General features: G+C 66.6%; 19 protein-coding genes. 3 read left to right on the plus strand and 16 right to left on the minus strand.

The genetic code is table 11. The features are described 5' to 3' along the window. Positions 1-10: 10 nt before the first annotated feature. The gene (gene mads1, locus P5703_RS15635; protein ID WP_153161901.1) at positions 11-217 is read right to left on the minus strand and encodes a methylation-associated defense system helix-turn-helix domain-containing protein MAD1; all 207 of its coding nucleotides are present in this window, start codon (positions 215-217) and stop codon (positions 11-13) included. A gap of 156 nt (positions 218-373) precedes the next feature. On the opposite strand from mads1, the gene P5703_RS15640 reads away from it, so the two are divergent. From P5703_RS15640 to P5703_RS15650, 3 genes are all read left to right on the plus strand, one after another. After that, a complete protein-coding gene (locus tag P5703_RS15640; RefSeq protein ID WP_280059646.1) occupies positions 374-724 on the plus strand; it encodes a helix-turn-helix domain-containing protein in 351 nt (116 codons plus the stop codon). A gap of 94 nt (positions 725-818) precedes the next feature. Continuing rightward, a complete protein-coding gene (locus tag P5703_RS15645; RefSeq protein ID WP_280059647.1) occupies positions 819-2,552 on the plus strand; it encodes an ATP-dependent nuclease in 1,734 nt (577 codons plus the stop codon). Next, positions 2,539-3,957, plus strand: a complete 1,419-nt coding sequence (locus tag P5703_RS15650) for a UvrD-helicase domain-containing protein (protein WP_280059648.1) — start codon at positions 2,539-2,541, stop codon at positions 3,955-3,957. Before P5703_RS15645 ends, P5703_RS15650 begins: the two co-directional genes overlap by 14 nt. On the opposite strand, the gene P5703_RS15655 is transcribed toward P5703_RS15650, so the two are convergent. The 15 genes from P5703_RS15655 to P5703_RS15725 form a co-directional block, all read right to left on the minus strand. After that, on the minus strand, positions 3,954-4,703 hold the full coding sequence (locus P5703_RS15655) for a TIGR03747 family integrating conjugative element membrane protein (protein ID WP_016446165.1): 750 nt from the start codon (positions 4,701-4,703) through the stop codon (positions 3,954-3,956). The genes P5703_RS15650 and P5703_RS15655 overlap by 4 nt on opposite strands. Next, positions 4,700-6,856, minus strand: a complete 2,157-nt coding sequence (gene traD / locus P5703_RS15660; protein WP_280059649.1) for a type IV conjugative transfer system coupling protein TraD — start codon at positions 6,854-6,856, stop codon at positions 4,700-4,702. The genes P5703_RS15655 and traD overlap by 4 nt, the downstream gene beginning before the upstream one ends. An 8-nt stretch (positions 6,857-6,864) precedes the next feature. Further along, positions 6,865-7,398, minus strand: a complete 534-nt coding sequence (locus tag P5703_RS15665; RefSeq protein ID WP_003141015.1) for an integrating conjugative element protein — start codon at positions 7,396-7,398, stop codon at positions 6,865-6,867. Further along, positions 7,395-8,015, minus strand: a complete 621-nt coding sequence (locus tag P5703_RS15670; protein ID WP_280059650.1) for a lysozyme family protein — start codon at positions 8,013-8,015, stop codon at positions 7,395-7,397. The genes P5703_RS15665 and P5703_RS15670 overlap by 4 nt, the downstream gene beginning before the upstream one ends. Further along, positions 8,000-8,719: a TIGR03759 family integrating conjugative element protein gene (locus P5703_RS15675; RefSeq protein ID WP_227264501.1), complete on the minus strand. Its 720-nt coding sequence runs from the start codon at positions 8,717-8,719 to the stop codon at positions 8,000-8,002. Before P5703_RS15675 ends, P5703_RS15670 begins: the two co-directional genes overlap by 16 nt. A 9-nt stretch (positions 8,720-8,728) precedes the next feature. Further along, positions 8,729-9,376 carry a hypothetical protein gene (locus P5703_RS15680; RefSeq protein WP_280059651.1) on the minus strand — a complete coding sequence of 216 codons (648 nt, stop codon included), beginning with the start codon at positions 9,374-9,376 and terminating at the stop codon, positions 8,729-8,731. Then, positions 9,373-9,942, minus strand: a complete 570-nt coding sequence (gene pilL2, locus P5703_RS15685) for a PFGI-1 class ICE element type IV pilus protein PilL2 (protein WP_280059652.1) — start codon at positions 9,940-9,942, stop codon at positions 9,373-9,375. The genes P5703_RS15680 and pilL2 overlap by 4 nt, the downstream gene beginning before the upstream one ends. Before the next feature lie 198 nt (positions 9,943-10,140). Then, the gene (locus P5703_RS15690) at positions 10,141-12,414 is read right to left on the minus strand and encodes a helicase-related protein (protein ID WP_285587994.1); all 2,274 of its coding nucleotides are present in this window, start codon (positions 12,412-12,414) and stop codon (positions 10,141-10,143) included. 99 nt (positions 12,415-12,513) lie between these two features. Further along, positions 12,514-12,819 (minus strand): hypothetical protein, encoded by a 306-nt coding sequence (locus tag P5703_RS15695; RefSeq protein WP_023124349.1) that lies wholly within the window; start codon positions 12,817-12,819, stop codon positions 12,514-12,516. A 101-nt stretch (positions 12,820-12,920) separates the two neighbouring features. Continuing rightward, positions 12,921-14,030 (minus strand): DUF6094 domain-containing protein, encoded by a 1,110-nt coding sequence (locus P5703_RS15700; RefSeq protein ID WP_280059654.1) that lies wholly within the window; start codon positions 14,028-14,030, stop codon positions 12,921-12,923. 65 nt (positions 14,031-14,095) lie between these two features. Next, a complete protein-coding gene (locus P5703_RS15705) occupies positions 14,096-14,746 on the minus strand; it encodes a hypothetical protein (RefSeq protein ID WP_023094215.1) in 651 nt (216 codons plus the stop codon). Positions 14,747-14,830: 84 nt separating this feature from the next. Beyond that, positions 14,831-15,196 carry a hypothetical protein gene (locus tag P5703_RS15710; protein WP_096861898.1) on the minus strand — a complete coding sequence of 122 codons (366 nt, stop codon included), beginning with the start codon at positions 15,194-15,196 and terminating at the stop codon, positions 14,831-14,833. Between the two features lie 89 nt (positions 15,197-15,285). Further along, a complete protein-coding gene (locus P5703_RS15715) occupies positions 15,286-15,897 on the minus strand; it encodes a DUF3275 family protein (RefSeq protein ID WP_010792165.1) in 612 nt (203 codons plus the stop codon). A 55-nt stretch (positions 15,898-15,952) separates the two neighbouring features. Continuing rightward, positions 15,953-16,504, minus strand: coding sequence for an STY4534 family ICE replication protein (locus P5703_RS15720; RefSeq protein WP_285587996.1), 552 nt, complete (start codon positions 16,502-16,504; stop codon positions 15,953-15,955). Between the two features lie 344 nt (positions 16,505-16,848). Continuing rightward, a complete protein-coding gene (locus P5703_RS15725; RefSeq protein WP_029578154.1) occupies positions 16,849-17,214 on the minus strand; it encodes a DUF3085 domain-containing protein in 366 nt (121 codons plus the stop codon). Positions 17,215-17,239: the final 25 nt, after the last annotated feature.

Here is a 17,239-nt window from a genome sequence, read left to right on the forward strand (position 1 = left end):
GAGGCTGGGGTCATTTCTGGTCTTCCTCGCCGAAATCATGGGTTGTGTGTTTCTGCTGCTCTATCCATGCATCGATGTCCTTTCGGGCGAATCGCCACTGACCTCGCACCTTGAACGCAGGTAGTTCTCCAGCCTGGGCCATGGAGTAGACCGTCTTCTCGCCGACCTTTAAGAGCGTGGCGACCTCTTTAACCGTGAACACTTCTTCCCCAAGCATCTGTTCGCTCCTGAAAAGTGACGACGTGGGCAGGTTGGCCGGCATGGTCCTGGCCCAAGATCGGCAGGAAAGAGCAAACTTTACCAAACAATGGCGCAGTCTACTAAGAGTGTTGTATGTTGCACAACACTAAACATTCGGGGTAGGATGTGCGGCATGACTAGCTTTGGAGAGACGATTCGCGACCTTCGGGTGGCGCAGAGCCTTGGGTTGCGCGAGGCGGCAGGCATAGTCGGCATTTCGCCGGCCTACCTGAGCCGTATCGAGCGTGGCAAGGAGTCTCCGCCTAGGCCCGAGGTCATCAAAGCTCTAGCGAAGGTGCTGGCGGCAGATCCCGACGTCTTGTTCCGCCTATCGCATTCGACTGACCCTGAAGTCGTCAACTACTTGCACGCGCAGCCTGAAGCGATGGCTTTAGTGCGATACCTGAAGGAGGCGTCATTGCCCGCAGAAGACGTCGCAAAGTTGTTGGAGCTTGCCGAGTCGCTGTCTCGCCCTACCAAGTAGGAGAACTGGGCAGGAGGCCTGCAGCAGGCGGCCCGAGTGGATAGTGAGGTACTGCGATTTCAGTGGCAGCGGCTTCAATGCGCGGGGGATAGGCATGGCACGAATCAGAAAGATCGAGATCGCCAACTTCCGCGGCATCCAGTTGCTGGCCTGGTGCCCGACGCCTGGCATCAACTGCCTGATCGGCCCGGGCGACAGCGGCAAGTCCACGGTACTGGACGCGATCGATCTATGCCTGGGGGCCAGGCGTAATGTCCAGTTCTCGGATGCGGACTTCTTCGGCCTGGACATCACGACCCCAATCAGCATCACGCTGACGCTCGGCGACCTCGATGACAGCATGAGGACGCTGGAGGGCTTTGGTGCATTCCTGCGCGGATACCACGCCAACACTGGCGTCGTCGAAGACGAGCCCTCTGCCGGCGCGGAGGTTGTGCTCTGCCTGAACCTGACGGTCGCCAGTGACCTGGAGCCCTCGTGGACCCTCGTCTCCGACCGCGCCGCACAGCAAGGCATCGTCAAGACGCTCGCATGGAAGGATCGCGTCGCCCTGGCGCCCACTCGCATCGGCGCGCTGGCGGACTTCAACCTGGGATGGCAGCGCGGCTCGGTACTGAACCGCATCTCGGAAGAGCGAGCCGACGCTTCGGCCGCCCTCGTCAAGGCCGCCAGAGATGCGCGGAGTGGCTTCGGAGACCAGGCCGAACAACAGTTGGGAGAAGCGCTGGGGATCGTCACCACCACTGCTCAGGAGCTGGGCGTCAACATCGGCGCCAAGGCCAAGGCGCTGCTGGATTCGCATTCGGTGTCGTTCGGTGGCGGCACCATCTCCCTGCACAACGAAAGCGGCATCCCGCTTCGCAGCCTGGGCGTCGGGTCCACGCGTCTGCTTGTCGCTGGCCTACAGCGCAAGGCGGCCGGTCAGGCGTCAATCGTGCTCTCGGACGAACTGGAGTACGGGCTGGAGCCGCACCGCATCGCGAGGTTCTTGGGCTCCCTCGGAGCCAAGGAGGCCGCTGCTCCGCTGCAGGTGTTCCTCACCACCCACTCACCCGTGGCGCTGAGAGAACTGTCGGGCGGCCAGCTCTTCGTGTTGCGCCGCGGCCCCCTCGGCCATGAGGCTCGCCTGGTCGGCGCCGACAATGACATCCAGAGCACGATCCGCCTCTATCCCGAGGCCTTCCTGGCTGGCTCCGTGGTCGTGTGCGAGGGAGCCAGCGAGATAGGCCTGCTGCGCGGGCTGGACTTATACAGGCTTGACCAGGGGAATGCGTCACTGGCTGCATTGGGCGTGGCGCTCGTCGACTGCGGTGGCGGGGAGCCGGATCGACCGTATGCGCGCGCCTCCGCATTCCAGTCTCTGGGCTACCGGGTGATGGTGCTGCGCGACGACGACAAGAAGCCCACACCTGCGGTCGAGCAGGCTTTTGTCGAGAACGGTGGCACCGTCGTCGCCTACCGCGCGGGCCGGGCGCTGGAGGACGAGCTGTTCGGAAGTCTCACGCCGGCTGCCTGCCAGAGGCTGATCGGCTATGCCAACGAATTGCATGGCGACCTGATCGTCGAACACCTGCGCACTGTCTCGAACAACACGCTCACCTTCCAGCAGATCTGGGACGAGATCCAGAACACCGGCCTCCTGTCGGCCGAACGCAGGGCCATTCTTGGTCAGGCGGCGCGCATCCGAAAAGCTGGCTGGTTCAAGCAAATCTCGTGGATGGAGGACGTGGCGAGGACCATCGTTGCACCGGACCTGCATCTTTGCGATCAGGGCTTCCGCGCTCTGATGGACCAGGTATTCGGGTGGGCCACTGATGGACCACGTTAAAATCGACCTTCGTGCAATCCAACGCGGAACCGTCACCGCACCGGCCGGCTGCGGCAAGACACAGCTGATTGCCCACGCGCTTGCCGGTCATCGGGGCAACAAGCCCATCCTCGTGCTGACACACACGAACGCCGGGGTTGCGGCCCTGCGTGGCCGGCTGGACCGCGCCGGTGTGCCAGCCAGCGCTTATCGATTGAGCACGATCGATGGCTGGGCCATCCGGCTCATCTCGACCTTTCCCGGCCGCAGCGCCCACGATCCGGAGATTCTGCGGCTGGCTGCACCTGCGCGGGACTACCCGGCAATCCGCGACGCCGCCTGGAAGCTGCTGCAAGCCGGGCACGTCAGTGAGGTGCTGAAAGCCTCATATGCGCATCTGATCGTGGATGAGTACCAGGATTGTTCGGTGCCTCAGCACTACATCGTCTATTTCCTCTCGTTGATCTTGCCGACCTGCGTGCTGGGCGACCCCATGCAGGCGATCTTCGGGTTCCGGGGCAATGCGCTGGCCGACTGGAACCAGCACGTGTGCGCGCATTTTCCTGTCATCGGGGAACTGGCAACGCCCTGGCGATGGCGCAACGCCGGCGCGGAAGCGCTGGGACAATGGTTGCTGGAGGCCCGCCGGTTGTTGGCGGCGGGGCAGTCGGTGGATCTGCGTAGTGGGCCACCGGAGCATGTGACCTGGATGCAGGCCGTACCACCCAACGACCATGCCCAGCGCCTAGCCGCTGCGAGGACGGCATCGCCAACCGCTGACGGGCGCGTGCTCATCATCGCCGATAGCCGCAACCGAGCAGCTCAGCAGAACTTTGCGAGCCAGACGCCGGGCGCTTCGACGGTCGAGGCCGTCGATCTGCAAGACCTCATCGCCTTCGCCAGCAGCTTTGAAGTGGGGGCACCGAATGCCCTCGCGCAGTTGCTGGCGCTGGCACAGAGCGTCATGACCAATGTGGGCGTGGCGGAGTTGACGCGGCGCCTGCAGTCGTTGGCAAAGGGAACTGCAAGGAATCCTCCGAACGAGGCAGAAAGCCGCGCACTGGCGTTCGGGCGCACGCCCTCTCTCGCTGCAGCCGCCGCGCTGTTGTCGGAATTGCGGGCACTGCCGAACGTGCGTGTGCATCGGCCGGCCATCCTCTACGGGGTGCTCAAGGCGCTCCGAGAAGCCTCGTCGGGGGCCGTCCCTCTGGCAGAGGCGGCCCGGCGCGTGCGGGAAGAGAACCGGCTGTTGGGGCGCCCGCTACCAAAACGCGCCGTCGGCAGCACGCTGTTGCTCAAGGGGCTGGAAGCGGAAGTTGCGGTGCTGCTAAATATCGAGGGTATGAGCGCACAGAACCTTTACGTCGCCATGACCCGTGGGTCGATGAAGCTCGTAGTGTGTAGCGCCAGTCCAGTGATCGGTTAGAGATACTTCTTGAACGTCGCCGCCGCAATGCATACCGCCACGCCGAGCAGCACGGCGCTGGGCAGCAGGATCAGCAACGGGTTCACGCTGACCGGCAGTGCCAGGTAAGTCACCCACGGCAGCACGGCCAATGGGATCAGGCTGGCCCTGGCGCGGTGATAGATGAACCCCGATTCGCGTCCCGCGCCGAAGCGGCGGATGTCCCGGCGTACCAGGCCGTCGACCAATCCGACGAAGGCGGCCATCAGGAACAGCGGCAGGGTCAGGCACAGCACCAGCAGCCGCACGAGGAAGACCAGCGTCGTGTAGGCCGCCGCGATCAGGTAGCTCTCCACGTTCACGTAGACCAAGCCGATGTAGTAGCGGAAATCCTTGGTCGGACGATGGCTGCCGGCGCTGGCCTGCGCCGAGGCGTCGCGTATCCAGTCCAGCAGACCGCTTTTCACGAACAGCCAGTCGTAGCCCTGCTCGACCAGCCGGTGCGCGGTGCGCCCCGGCTCCTGCACCAGCGCGCTGCGGGTGAAATGCGTGGAAAGCTGATCCAGCTCGTAGTGCAGCATGCCCTGCGCGTGGCGCCAGCCCTGCTCGGGCCAGAAGAAGTGCATGCCGACGCATTCGATCAGGATGCACAGCAGCAGCGCGCCGCACAGCACGCCGAAGAAGCGGAACGGCAGCGTGACCAGGCTGGCGATCAGGCCTTGCTGTCGTTGCTGCTGGCGCTGTGCCGCGACGGCCGGATCGCTCATGCTTCGGCCTCTTCAGCCGCGGCCATCTGCTTGAAGTCGTCCAGCAGGTCGTCGGGCAGCGCCTTGTCCTGCAGGCCGGGGATGCCTTGGTTCTCCCACCAGTCTCCTGCCTCGACGTAGTGCTGTCGCATGTAGCCGGCCAGCTCCTGCAGATCCTTCGGCATGGCTTCGTCGGGGTCGGGCGCAGGCAGCGGCATGCGGACTTTCCAGAGGTTGCCGCCCTCGGTCAGCGCGAAGCACTGCCCCTTGGGCAGCGCCACCACATGCGCCGGCTCGATCAACGGCACGCTGTTGCTGCTGATGCGGTCCTGGGTGTTGGACGTGAACGCGGTATTGCCGTGCGGATCGGAGCTGTCGGTGGCGCCGCTCATCAGCGCCGTGGCGTACACCTCGACCTTGGGCAGTTGTCGCGTCAGCAGCTCGGCGGTGGCGGTCTCGCGCACGCGCAGCATGAACAGGTTGTTGAAGTTGCCGACCACCTGGCCGGCCTTGGCACGATTGCCGATGCGGGCCTCGATGTCGCTCAAGGTCTGCGTGTAGGCCGTCACCTGTACGCCGGCACCGCCGCCCTTGTTGACCATCGGAATGAACTCGTCGCCCATGAGTTCATTGAATTCGTCGGCGTGGACGTTGATCGGAATCTTGGCGCTCACCGCGGCGCCGGGCAGCCCGTCGTCGACGCCGAACTTGTAGATGTGGCCGGCCACCGAGACCAGGTCGCTGAACATCGAGTTGCCCACCGCTGCCGCGACTTCGGCGTCGGACAGCGCATCCAGCCCCACGTAGACCACCGCGCGCTTGCGGATGACCTGCATCCAGTCGAAGATCGGCCGCGGGTCGGACAGGTCGGAATAGTTCGGTGCGAGCAGTTGCGCGATCTTGCCGGTGGTGAGCTTCTCCAGCAGCGGCAGCAGCGAAGCGACGATCTTGTCGAAGTACGTCCGGTCGTAGCGCACGGCGCTGCGCAGGCCGTCGAGCACCGGGTCATAGATGCGCACTTGGGACAGGTACTGTTCGAGGGCCACCACGCGCTTCTCGCGCCCGATCATGTTGCGCGGGATGTTCTTCTCGTTCAGCTTCGCTTCGAGCTGGACGATGACCTCCCAGGCCTTCGGCTCGTTCTTGGCGAAGTAGTGCTGGGCGTACTCGATGAACAGCGCGTCGATGTTGATGACGTGGCGCTGGATCAGCAGGTAGTCCGGCCGCTGCCCCAGCTCGACCAGGGCGCGCGCGATGATGTTGACGAAGCGCCAGGCGAATTCGCGGAACGCGGCGCTGTTGCCTTCGCCCGAGAGCTGCCCGGCGATCCGCGTGGCCACCTCGGAGATCCGCCCGAACCGGCCCACGGCGTTGTAGCGCGCCGAGATGTCCGGCCAGCCCAGATGGAAGACGTAGAACTCGCCTTCGCGCCCGGCGCGCTTGGCCTCGACGTACATGCGCTTCAACAGGTCCGCATCGCCCTTGGGGTCGAAGACGATCACCACCTCGTGCTCGCCGCGGACCTTGCGGCGGATGTCCTGGGTGATGAACAGCTCGGCCAGCCGCGTCTTGCCCACGCGCGTGGTGCCCAGCACCAGGGTGTGGCCGACGCGCTCGCCCAGCGGCAGGGTGACGTCGACCTCGGCAGGTTCGATGCCATGCAGGCGTGGCAGTCCGCCGACCGACGGCAGTGGTCGCGCCGGGTTGAGCGGGCTGTCCCAGGCCAACGCGCGCGCCAGCGTCGAGACGGGAAACGGCGCGAACTCAAGCCGCTCCTCCAGCCGCCGGGCGGCCCGGTAGATCGCCGTCGGCTCGACGTAGCGGCGGAACTCCGGCCGATAGGTCTGCATCAGCCGGTGCGTGTGCCGCTGTTCCCAGCGAAAGCCCTGGCCGACGAACAGCCGTTGCTGACTCACCGGCACGTCGCGGCTGGTCATCACGTAGCGCGGCAGGCGGCGGATGTTGCGGCGATAGCGCAGGATCGCCCAGGCATCGCGCAGGCGAATCGCGCCGAAGGTCAGGAAGGCCAGCGCCGAGCCCAGGCCGAGCAGCGGGTTCAGCGCGAGCGACCACGGTGCCACCAGGCACAGAATCGCGGCGCCGGTGCAGACCGCCACGGTATAAAGCTCCACCGCTGGCCGCAGCAAGACCTCGACCGCATGCGGTTGGGCCATTTGCGCACCTACTGCTCGACACCGGTGGCCGTGATGAGCACCGGGTAGTGGCGCAGGCCCAGGCGCTGGGCCAGGTCATCGCCGGAGGCCGGCGACAGGATCAGGCCGGGCGCCAGCCTGCGCAGCGCCGTCAGCGCAGCCATCGACTCCACGTTGACCACCAGGCCCACGGCCTGCAGCTCTCGCAGCGCCGCCTGCCGCTGCCGCAGCCAGGCGCGCGAACGCTCGTCGTCGCCGATCAGGAACAGCGCCGTCAGGCCCGGCGCCCGGATGACGCGGCGCTGCACCTCGCCCGGCGACAGTTGCGTCGAGCGAACCGGCAGCATGGCGGCTTCGGCGTCGGCCGTGTTGCCCGCGCGAGGGGTCGGCATCGGGGCCGGCGGCGTGGCCTGATCCGGCTGAGGATTCAGCGACTGGTAGTACGGCAGCGCGGAGTCGCCGCCGCGGTCTTCGACGACGATCAGCGGCCCGGAGACGGTCTGGGCGAAGATGGTGGTCGTGGACAGCAGCCCGATGGCGGCGATGAGGACGGTGTGGTTCATGGCGTGGTGGCCTGGAGAGTTGGAACGGGAACGCCGGGGTCGAGTACGCGGGTCAGGTGCCGATGCACACTGCGCCGGTATCGCGCCGCGGGTGCCCCGCCGGCGGGCCGGTGGTAGCGGCCGATGGCAAGCAGCCAGTCCTCGCCCGGCGTGTGCTGTTCGCGCAGGATTTCCGCAGCGATGGCGAGGTTGCGGTACGGGTCCAGCAGCTCGCAGGGCTGCGTGTAGCGATGCGCGTGGTAGCCGAGATTGACCTGGCCGAGGCCGGCGTCGATGCGATTGGCCGGCGTGTAGGCGAGCGCACGGTGCAGCCCCGCGCAGACCTCGGCGCGGGTGGCATAGCGCTGTGGCGAGCCGGCGACGTTGAGCGTCCACGGCCAGGGGATCAGGCGCCCGCGCAGCATGGCGCCGCTCTCCTGCAAGGCCACCGCGTACAGCACCGCCGCCGGCACGTCTGCACGATGCGCCGCCAGTTGATAGGCCGGCGGCGGCACTTCCCGCGCCAGGGCGGCCAACGCCCAGCCGCCGCTGGTGAGCAGCAGCACGGCGCTGGCGCAGCGGATGGCGACGCGGGACGGCCGACGCTCCCGGCCCGGAGCACCTATTGCCGCTGCCATTGGCCGTTCACCTCGCGCACCACGGCCGGCAGATCGCCGGGCAGGCCGAGCGACAGCCAGCGCCCCGCATCGTGGTTGAGCGTGATGGTGCGGGCGCGCACCCTGGCCGGGTCGATGCCCGCCTGGGTGGCCCACTGCCGGATGCGCGCGTCGTCCTGACGGCTGCCGACCATGTAGAGATCGAAGGCTGTGCCGGCCGCCTGCAACTGCTGCACGCGCTGCGCGCACGGTGCGCAGTCGGCCTTGACGAAGACCGCCAGGCGCCCGGAGCCGGTGTTGCCGGCACCCTGCGCCTTGGCGCCGGGCAGGCTCACGCGCGGCTGGCCGGGAAACAGGCGCTGCCACGCCGCGTCGTAGGCCCGCTGGTAGGCCAGCGTCTTGCCGACGCGCCGGGCCTCGGCCTGCACCTGCAGCTCGGCGTAGCGCCTGCGCTCCTCCTCGCTGCGGGCCTCGATGCCCAGCGTCGTGAGCGGATCGAGCTGGGGCGAATAGACCCCGAGCGGCCCCTGCATCAGTTGCCGGTAACGCGCCCACTCCTCGGAGCGAAGCCCCCACTCCCGCGCCTGCCTCTCGTCGAGCGCGGCATCAGCGCCCGGCTGCACTTGAGCGGGCACCATGCGCGAGTTCGTCACCGGGGCCGGTTGGGCGGATGCGCCGAAAGTGGCGAACAGGACGACGGCAGCGAGCAACGGCCGCAGGTTCATGGCGACCTCCTACGGCACCGCAACGCGCTGCGTCTGGCCGTTCACCTGGAACACGCCCGCCTGCGCCTCGATGGACTGCAGTTGCCAGCCGCCCTCGGCGTCGCCCTCGCGCAGCAGCCGGGCGCCCGCGAGCGAGGCCGCGGCGGTGGAGGTGATCGACAGAAAGCGCTCGCCTCCCCGCAGCTCCACGCCGAGCACCCGGAACGGCGGCTCCGGCACCTTGGGCTTCGTCGCAACCGGAGTGCGCGGGCGAGCGGCGGATGCCACCTGCCGGGTTTTCTCCAGGCGGGTTTCGATTGCGTTCACGCGCGCCAGCAGCGTCTGCAGGTCGACGGCCAAGGCCCTCGCCTCATCGGCCTCTTCGAGGCGCGTCATCCGTTCGTCCAGCGCCTGCCGCGCGTTGGCGAATTCGGCCTGGCTGATCGGCACCGGCCGGCGCTTGTCCGCATTGGCCTGGTGTTCGAGATCGGCCACGCGCAGGCCCAGCGCCTTGACCTGCGCATCCTGTGCAGTGCTCTGGGTCTGTTCGGCGAGCCGCGACAAGCCGACGCTGTTGATGAGTGCCACGGCACTGATGAGCAGCAGCCAGAAGGCCGCGGCGATCTTGAGCCAGCGCGTGCGGGAATTGCGCTCGGATGGCGCCTGGGGAAAGGTCATGGCTGCATCTCCTCGGGCCGGTCGGCGTCCGGCGCGGGCGTGGCGGTGCCGGGCGGGTTGGCGGAAAGGAAGGTGGGAGCACCGTGCCGGCTGAAGCAGACCTGGCGGGTCAAGTCATCGACCGACAGCTCCCAGGCGGGGCCGGCAAGGGTCAGCAAGGCATCGCGCAGCATCAGCGGGCCTAGGCGCAGGTGCGCGGCAGGCAGCGGCAGCGCGTAGAGCGTAGCGGCCTCGGCCGCATCGCAGAGCCGGTAGCCCGAGCGCAGCAACACATGGCGCATGGCATCGCCCACGCTGGCATCGAGCATGGGCGGAATCGAGACCTCCACCGCCTGCTGCAAGAGATCACGCTGCGCAGGTTCCGGCACCAGCTCGACCAGGGTGTAGCGGCCGTAGCGGGCCACCGGAACAAAACCCGGCTCCGGCGCGACGGCGGTTGGCGATGCGGCCGGCACCGCTGGCGCAGACGGCGCAGCGGTCGTGGCGCAGCCGGCGGCCAACAGGCTGCCGGCCAGCAAGCCAGTGACGAGGGCCAGGCGGTGAACAGCGCGGATGGATGGTTGCATGGAGGGCGCTTCCCTGGAACACGGAGCGCTCACCATCGCCGCCGCTTGGCCTGCGGGCAGCAAACAAAACGCACTGGCGCCCGCCCGAATACATGGCGGGGCGGCGCCATGGACTGCCATACGCCCAAGAAAAACGGCCCCGAAGGGCCGTGGAAAGAAGCCGGCGACCCCGAGGGGCCACCGGCATGGGCACATGGATCAGACCGTGACAAGCTGTCGGGCCAGGGCGACCTCGACGGAATCACCATCCTGGTTCAGAACATCCAGGCCCGACTCGGGTACGTCTCCCGACGTGCTCTGCGACACCATGATCTTCTTGGCCATCAACCCCAGGCAGGTCATCTGCGAGGAGTTGGCGTAGCCCAGGTAGATCACGCGCACCGGCTGCTTCTGGCCGATGCGCCATGAGCGCCGGGCGGCCTGCTGCAACGAATACACGTTGTAGCCGGACTGGAGGAACACGATGGTCGGGAACTCCAGCAGGTCCAGGCCGGTTTTCACCAGCTCGGGATTGGTGATGAGCACGTCGATGCCACGGTCCAACTGCTCGGCGATCCAGTCCTCGCGGCGGGAGGCATCCACGCTCGCGCGCAGTACCGCAACCTTAAAGCCTTCCTGCTCCAGCAGCACCTTCAAACGCGACGTGGTATCGCGCGTGCCGGTGTAGACCGAATAGACCAGGGTCTTGCGACCTTCCGCCTTCTCTTGCTTGCAGATCTCGATCAGCTCGCGCTCCTTGGGCATCACCTCCAGCTCGTTGAACTGAGCCGGTACGAACGCCAAGGTGTTGCGCGTGCGCGGATGCACCACGGTTTCCGACCGGAAGCAGCAGTCCGGCCAGGCCAGCAGCACGTTGAGGACTACACCGAGCAGCGTCGTGTCGCGCTTCGCCAGGGCCTGCTTCAGCTCCTGGGTCAGCCGACCCGCCAGATCGCGGTAGGCCGCGGCTTGCGCCGTGTCCATCGCGACTTCGCGGAACTCCTCGTCGTAGGGCGGCAGCACATTCCCGCCGATGTCCTTCAACTTGAGGAAGACCGTGAACGGCAGGACGCAACGCAGTACGCCCTTGGGACCGAAGCCCGGCGCCTTGACCGTGCGCACCGATACCTTGGTGCCCTTGGCCGTCTTGTGCGCCGTGCCGGTGCTCTCGGAATAGATGTCCTTGAGCACGCCGTGATCGCGCATGAACGCCATCGCGGCGGACGTCATGCTGCCGCTCTTCGTCGGCCGGTAGCCGTCTTCGATCATCCGCCCCGGAAGGGCTCGGAACAGCAGGTGGAACAGGTCGTCGCCGTAGCCGCCCATCAGTGTGCCGGTGAGCAGCAGCGTCTTGCGCGCCTTGGCCGCCAACACCCCCATGGCCTGGCCCTGTGCGGAGCCGCCGTTCTTGTACTCGTGCGCCTCGTCGGCGATGAGCAGGTCGAACGTGCCTTGGGGAAGCTGCCTCTTGATGAACTCGGACGGCTGGTAGCCGCCCTCGCCGAAGCCGAACTCCATGTTGGCCATCGCGCGTTCCATCCGGTGGGCTTGCCGGTCCGAGAAGACCAGCTCGCCGTTGCCATCCATCAGGTTGATGAACTCGTGGATGTTGTCCCCGAGCATCGACGCGAGGAAGGCGTCACCGAACTTCTGCATCAGCTTCTGCGCGGTGACTTCGCCAATGGTTGGAATGCGCTTCAGTGCCTTGAGCACGGTCGAGGACTGGTCGCTGGCGGACAGGCCTCTGGGACGGATCAACGACCACAGCGGTGCACGGCAGTGGCTGCACTTGCGGCGGGACTCCTCGGCTTCGAGCGCGACCGGGTTGATCGGCTCGCCGTCGAGGTCGGTGATGACATGCCCGCAATCCGGGCAGGCCCCCACGTCGCCGTGAGGCGTGCGCCGCCGAACGAAGACAGGCTTCCAGTGGAACCCCATCCGCATCCGCACGCGGCCCAGGACGTAGAACTCCTGGCCCTGGGCCGGCACGCCCAACTGCTCGCGCAGTTTCAGCAGCTTGACCAGCGTGTCCGGGCCATTGAGCACCCAGACCTTGGCACCGGCCACCGTCTCCTGGATTTCGCGCCGCCACTTGTAGACCAAGTGGGGTGGCGAGAGCACCAGGGTGCGGCGGTAGCCCTCGGCGTTGAGCACGGCGGCCGTGGCGATGCCGACGGTCGTCTTGCCGCAACCCATCTCGCCATTGACGATCGCGGCGCGTTCGCCACGATCGACCAACAGCTCGGTGACGGCATGGACCACATCGGCTTGCGCCGGGAACAGCTTGCGCTTGAGCGTGGCGAGGATCAGTTGCCGATGCCCCCGCACCTGGCCGGTGTAGACCGGAGGATTGGCGCGGTTGAGCGAGTCGAGCAGCTCGTCGCCGAACTCGGACACGAAGTCCTGCAGGCTGAGCGTGAGGGGTGAAGCGGCCGCTTCGAGCAGGTCGCCCTGCACAGCGGTTTCGGGAACGGTTTCGAGATCGAGGGACATGGTGATGCTCCAAAGCAATGGGGCATGCACCTCCCCCACGGGGCGGTGACATGCCCCTGGGCGGGAAGAAAGAAGCGGCGCGAGGCCGCTGGATGCGGATCAGTATTCGCTGGGCAACAGCAGTGTGGTGACGCTGCGATCCCATTCGGTGATGATCCAGAGCTTCAGGTCGCGCGTGACCTGGTAGGACGAGAACAGACGATCCTCACCGGACTTCAGCGCGGCGTCGTTCTGCCGTCGATCGCTGTCGTCCAGGTCGCCCCAATCGCCATGAAGATGGCGGCGCAGGTACGGCGAGGGGTTGAGCCGGCCCTGTCGGACCAGCTCGTCGACGCCGGCGGTCATGACCACCTGCCCTGGCGAAAAGCGTGCTTGTGACGCGAGGTTGAGGACTGCGAGTGCCATGGTGGTTTCTCCTTCTGGAAGAAGGGGCCACGGCACCCCATCGGGGCAACGTGACCCCGGTGGGTGGATGAAAGCGACGGCGAACCGTCAGGGAACAGCGATCAGCGGATGGTCAGCACTTCGCCCCACGTAGGCGAGCCCAGCGTCAAGTCCCATGCACGAATGACCGGCACGAACTTGTCGGTGAGGATGCGCGTCTCGGCCACGGAGCCGTCGTCGCGTTCGGTGTATTCCGTCTGGAGGGTCTTCTCCTTGTGGGTATCACCTTTGACGACGAGCACGCGCCCGCTCTTGGACTTCACTACGCCAGAGATCGCGCCTGCGGCCAGAGCCAGGGCGAGATGCCAGTGCGACAAGGCCCGCGCGGGCGGACGCAGCGACTGCTGCGCGGCCCCCAGGTGCGTATCGAGCGCCGGCCAGAGTCCTTGCAGCCGGCCGACTTCATCGGCGAACTGCTCGGGCTCCATCGTCACGCGATAGAAGTGCTCCGGCTCGGCCGGGCTGGCAGGGACGGTGTACGGCAGGAACGGCCATTCGAGCGGCAGTTCCTCGGCTTCGGCGTCACCCTGTCCAATCTGCAGCAGCAGACCGCGGGTGGCCTTGACCGAATCCGATGCCTGGTCGCGCTGACGAATCCTGCGACCGAAGATCACCACCTGCTTGAACTGCGTTTCCACCGCACGGTAGATGCGCAGGTCGGCGAAGTGGCGCGTCAGCCATCCGACCAGCTCGGCGTCGAGCACGTAGGACGGCACGATGAAGATCAGCACGCCACCGTACTGCAGCAGCGGCAGCGCGCGCTGATAGAACAGCTTTTCCAGCCGCGCACGGCCCTGGCCTTGATAGCCGATGTTGCCGTTCACGTCCTTGCTCAGGTCGCCATACGGCGGGTTCAGCCACAGCAGCCCGAATGACTGGCGCGAGATCAGCGTGTCCATCAGGTCACCGTGGATGCAGCGATCGACCAGTTGCCGTGCGTGGCGGGCACGCTCGGCGTCGTACTCGACGACGAAGGCCTGGACCTGCTCGCGCCCGAGGGCGTGGGCGGCTTCGGCAATCGCCACGCCTTCGCCGGCGCAGGGATCGAGGATGGACATGGCGCCGGGAGACGGCGCCAGTGCGGACAAGGCCCGCTCCAGCGTCGGCTCGTCGGTGGGGAAGTAGCCGTTACGGATGAAATTGCGCGCCAGGCGCGGAAACATGAGTGCCATGGATTTCTCCTGGTGATGGATGAGGGAAGGCGGGCACGCGCGGCGCGCATGCCCGTGGGGATGGCTCACGCCACACGCCGAAGCGGTGCGTTCGCGGCCAGTTCGTACTGCGTGGCGCCGAGGGTGCCGTTGCGGATCAGCTCGCCCAACGCCTTCGTCAGCGCCGGGACATCGAGGGCCAGCCGATGGCCTTCCAGCGGCCCGAGGGCCAAGGGAAGACCGGTCAGCATCCGCCGTGTCTGCAACAGCTCCAGCACGGTGTCGCGCCAGTGGTCGAGCAGTGGCAGCGGGCAGGTGTCCTGCACCAGCGTCCACAGCCGGTCGAGCCGGTGAGCGGAATCCCTGGGCAGCAGCGCCAGCGCGCCGGCGTTGGCCTTGTCTGGCTTCACGCAGCGACGATCGAACAGCCACACATTCGTCAGCGAACCGAACAGCGTTCGCCGATAGGCGCGGGTGATGCGCTTTTCCAGGTTCTCGACGTTGCCGACGAAGACCGGGATGGAAGCGCCCTGCTCGGTGATGACGTGGAACTGATCCAGTCCCTGTTCATCCCGGCCGAGGGTCAGGCGGGCGAGGAACTCCTGAACGGCGGTGTCGCGCGCCCAGATCGAGAGAAAGACGAGATTGCCCTGCTCGTCACCGACGCAACCGTCGGCCATGAGGTCGGGGCATTCGTCGATGCGGTACAGCGGTTTCGCGGAAGAAGGTGCAGGCATGGTGATGTCCTCTTGGAAATGAAGGAGCAACCACAGCCCGCGGGGCCGTGCTCGCCCCGGTTGGGTGAAGGAAGATGCGTGCCGCTAGACAGCGCGCCCCGCGTGGAAGCGGTGAACCCGCTCGCGCCACTCGGGGCTTTGCACCGGCGCCATGTCGAGATAGCGCAGCGGGCACGAGTAGTAGTACGGATGCACGGACTCATCGAGGGACTTGTAGCCCCAATCGCCGCCCGAGCTTTCCAGCAGATGGCAGCCGATGTAGCAGACGGACTCACCGGCCACGAGGCCCATGACGCCCGCCTGCCTGGCGGTGACGCGAACCACGGTCCACAGAACGTCGCCGTCCAGCGTGTGGTCGATGACTTCGCAGCAAGCGCGTTCGGACGCCTGCGGAGCGAGCAGCTCGCGGATCAACTGATCGCGCGTCTGACGAACGAAGGTCCAGCCCATGAGGGTCTCCTTGAAGAAAAGGCCGGAGCCCTCCCCGTCGGGGGAGAACCCCGGCGGGTGGCGGAATGCCGCGCAAGGCGGCGGATGGATCAGGCAGCTTGGAGGTGCCAGTCCTGGGACAGCGGAGCGAACTCGTAGCCCAGCTTGTCGAGACGGTCGCGCTGCTGACGCAGCACACGACGATCCACGGTCGCATCGAGCTTTACGGTCTCGCCCAGGGGCCACAAGGCACCGAACAGCGCCGCGTCGTCTGCCTCGGCCGAGGCCGCAGCGGACACGGGAGCCGGTTCGCTGCCGAACGGCGTGGTATCGACCAGGGGATCGCGCGGACTGCGCGGCTTCGCCTTCGGCTTGGCCGGGGGCGTTGCCGGCGCGGGCGCCTGCGCTTCCTCGTCGATTGGATCGACTTCCTGCGGACTCAGCCGGCGGGCTTCGTCGCGGCTCAGGGCGTCGATGTTGGACAGTGTCATCCCGCCCAGATGGGCGCGGATCTCGATGACCATGCGGCCGTTGGCGTTGTACGTGGAGGGACGAATCTCGACGATGACGAAATCACCGTCGTACTTGCCCTCGCGGTACTGATCGAGTTCGGCGTTCTTCACGACGAACTCGCCGATCGAGGTCGCCAGGCGGCCGACGTTGAAGTCGCCGTTCCTGCCGTGGATGGTCTTGATGGCCAGTTGGCCGGGGATGGTGATCATGAAGGTCTCCTGCGGACGAAGAGAAGACAAGGCCCCGGGGATGGGGCCTTGCGGATCAGAACGACTCGGCAACTGCCAATGCGGGGGCATCGGCTGCGTCGTCGGCAGCATCGGCGACGGGCTTGGAAGGCTCCGGTGCCGAGGCTTGCTGCGCAGCGGTCGCGTCGGACGTCACAGGGACTTCCGGGTCCCGCTCGTCGGTCTCGGTCGGCTTGGGCTCGGCCTTGTAGACGAGCTTGCCGTCGACCTTGATCCAACTGACGAACAGCAGGCGGGCCTTGAGGCTCACACCCTGCTCGCCGGCACGCTTGCCCTTGGAGTAGGTGAAGGTGTCGGTCCACAGGTCGCCCATGCGGAAGCCGATCATCACCTTCTTCTCGGCGTCGACCGCCTGAATGCAGCGGCGCACCAGGTGCTGCGCTTCCGATCCCGATACGCGCGTGTCGAAACGCACATACGAGACGTCATCGCTGGGACCGTTCAGAGCCGCGATGTCGCAGGCCAGGAACGCATCGCCTTTCTTGGGCTTCACTTCGCGGATGCGATTGAGGTACCCGAGGCCGGTGATGTGCAGATCGAAGTAGGACTTTTCGTTGGAAGTGGTCATGGTGAATCTCCTGGGAACAATGAGGCGGAGACACACCCGACCCAAGGCGGGGAAGGTGTGGAACCCCCGCGTGGGTTGATGGAACAGCTTGGTGGCATCGCCATCGAGAACCGATGGCCGTTCGCGCATGGATGCCGGTGCGAACTCGGGTGATCAACGCGGTCGGAACCGCGTCGCAGCCTTGAAGATCGTGGCTGCCTGGGCATGTCGCTGACGGACGTCAGCGGAACATGGCCGGAAGCGTGGCGCCGGGACGGCGCGCAGGCGAGCGGCAATCGGCACTCGCGGCTGTCCGCATTGCCGAGAAGAAAGAGGCCCCCGGAGCGGGGGCCAGGGATGGGCGGTCAGTTGCCGCTGGGCGTGGGAGGAACCGCCTGCAGCGACAGGTGTGTCGCGGTGGCGGACACGTCGAGGTCGTCCTCGCTGCGCAGGATGCGCGCAAACACGCCCTCCTGCGGATCGAAGAACTCGCCGAAGTCGTCGCCACCGAACTCGGCGCGCGCCAGCTCCCACCAGTCATCGAAGGCATCGACATCCGGGTTGCAGCCGGCGGCATAGGCGATGGTCTTCTGGCGACCATCGGGTCGGCGCTCGCCGCACTCGGCCAGGAAGTACACGCCCTGATCCTTGACCAGGATGACGCGGCATTGATTCGCCACCGCTTCGGCGAGCACGGGCCGCAGCTCCGTGCCTTTGAATCGAACAGTCATGGGTGTGATCTCCAGGGGGCAGGAA

The sequence above is a fragment of the Stutzerimonas sp. FeSN7 genome, assembly GCF_030263795.1.
Taxonomy (GTDB): Bacteria; Pseudomonadota; Gammaproteobacteria; order Pseudomonadales; family Pseudomonadaceae; genus Stutzerimonas; species Stutzerimonas stutzeri.

What these genes read in the sequence shown, in the direction of transcription:
- pilL2 (WP_280059652.1), bottom strand. Translation starts at nt 9,942, where the DNA reads ATGCAACCATCCATCCGCGCTGTTCACCGCCTGGCCCTCGTCACTGGC.
- traD (WP_280059649.1), bottom strand. Translation starts at nt 6,856, where the DNA reads ATGGCCCAACCGCATGCGGTCGAGGTCTTGCTGCGGCCAGCGGTGGAG.
- mads1 (WP_153161901.1), bottom strand. Translation starts at nt 217, where the DNA reads ATGCTTGGGGAAGAAGTGTTCACGGTTAAAGAGGTCGCCACGCTCTTA.
- P5703_RS15665 (WP_003141015.1), bottom strand. Translation starts at nt 7,398, where the DNA reads ATGAACCACACCGTCCTCATCGCCGCCATCGGGCTGCTGTCCACGACC.
- P5703_RS15720 (WP_285587996.1), bottom strand. Translation starts at nt 16,504, where the DNA reads ATGACCACTTCCAACGAAAAGTCCTACTTCGATCTGCACATCACCGGC.
- P5703_RS15645 (WP_280059647.1), top strand. Translation starts at nt 819, where the DNA reads ATGGCACGAATCAGAAAGATCGAGATCGCCAACTTCCGCGGCATCCAG.
- P5703_RS15700 (WP_280059654.1), bottom strand. Translation starts at nt 14,030, where the DNA reads ATGGCACTCATGTTTCCGCGCCTGGCGCGCAATTTCATCCGTAACGGC.
- P5703_RS15675 (WP_227264501.1), bottom strand. Translation starts at nt 8,719, where the DNA reads ATGAACCTGCGGCCGTTGCTCGCTGCCGTCGTCCTGTTCGCCACTTTC.
- P5703_RS15680 (WP_280059651.1), bottom strand. Translation starts at nt 9,376, where the DNA reads ATGACCTTTCCCCAGGCGCCATCCGAGCGCAATTCCCGCACGCGCTGG.
- P5703_RS15655 (WP_016446165.1), bottom strand. Translation starts at nt 4,703, where the DNA reads ATGAGCGATCCGGCCGTCGCGGCACAGCGCCAGCAGCAACGACAGCAA.
- P5703_RS15725 (WP_029578154.1), bottom strand. Translation starts at nt 17,214, where the DNA reads ATGACTGTTCGATTCAAAGGCACGGAGCTGCGGCCCGTGCTCGCCGAA.
- P5703_RS15715 (WP_010792165.1), bottom strand. Translation starts at nt 15,897, where the DNA reads ATGATCACCATCCCCGGCCAACTGGCCATCAAGACCATCCACGGCAGG.
- P5703_RS15710 (WP_096861898.1), bottom strand. Translation starts at nt 15,196, where the DNA reads ATGGGCTGGACCTTCGTTCGTCAGACGCGCGATCAGTTGATCCGCGAG.
- P5703_RS15650 (WP_280059648.1), top strand. Translation starts at nt 2,539, where the DNA reads ATGGACCACGTTAAAATCGACCTTCGTGCAATCCAACGCGGAACCGTC.
- P5703_RS15695 (WP_023124349.1), bottom strand. Translation starts at nt 12,819, where the DNA reads ATGGCACTCGCAGTCCTCAACCTCGCGTCACAAGCACGCTTTTCGCCA.
- P5703_RS15690 (WP_285587994.1), bottom strand. Translation starts at nt 12,414, where the DNA reads ATGTCCCTCGATCTCGAAACCGTTCCCGAAACCGCTGTGCAGGGCGAC.
- P5703_RS15640 (WP_280059646.1), top strand. Translation starts at nt 374, where the DNA reads ATGACTAGCTTTGGAGAGACGATTCGCGACCTTCGGGTGGCGCAGAGC.
- P5703_RS15670 (WP_280059650.1), bottom strand. Translation starts at nt 8,015, where the DNA reads ATGGCAGCGGCAATAGGTGCTCCGGGCCGGGAGCGTCGGCCGTCCCGC.
- P5703_RS15705 (WP_023094215.1), bottom strand. Translation starts at nt 14,746, where the DNA reads ATGCCTGCACCTTCTTCCGCGAAACCGCTGTACCGCATCGACGAATGC.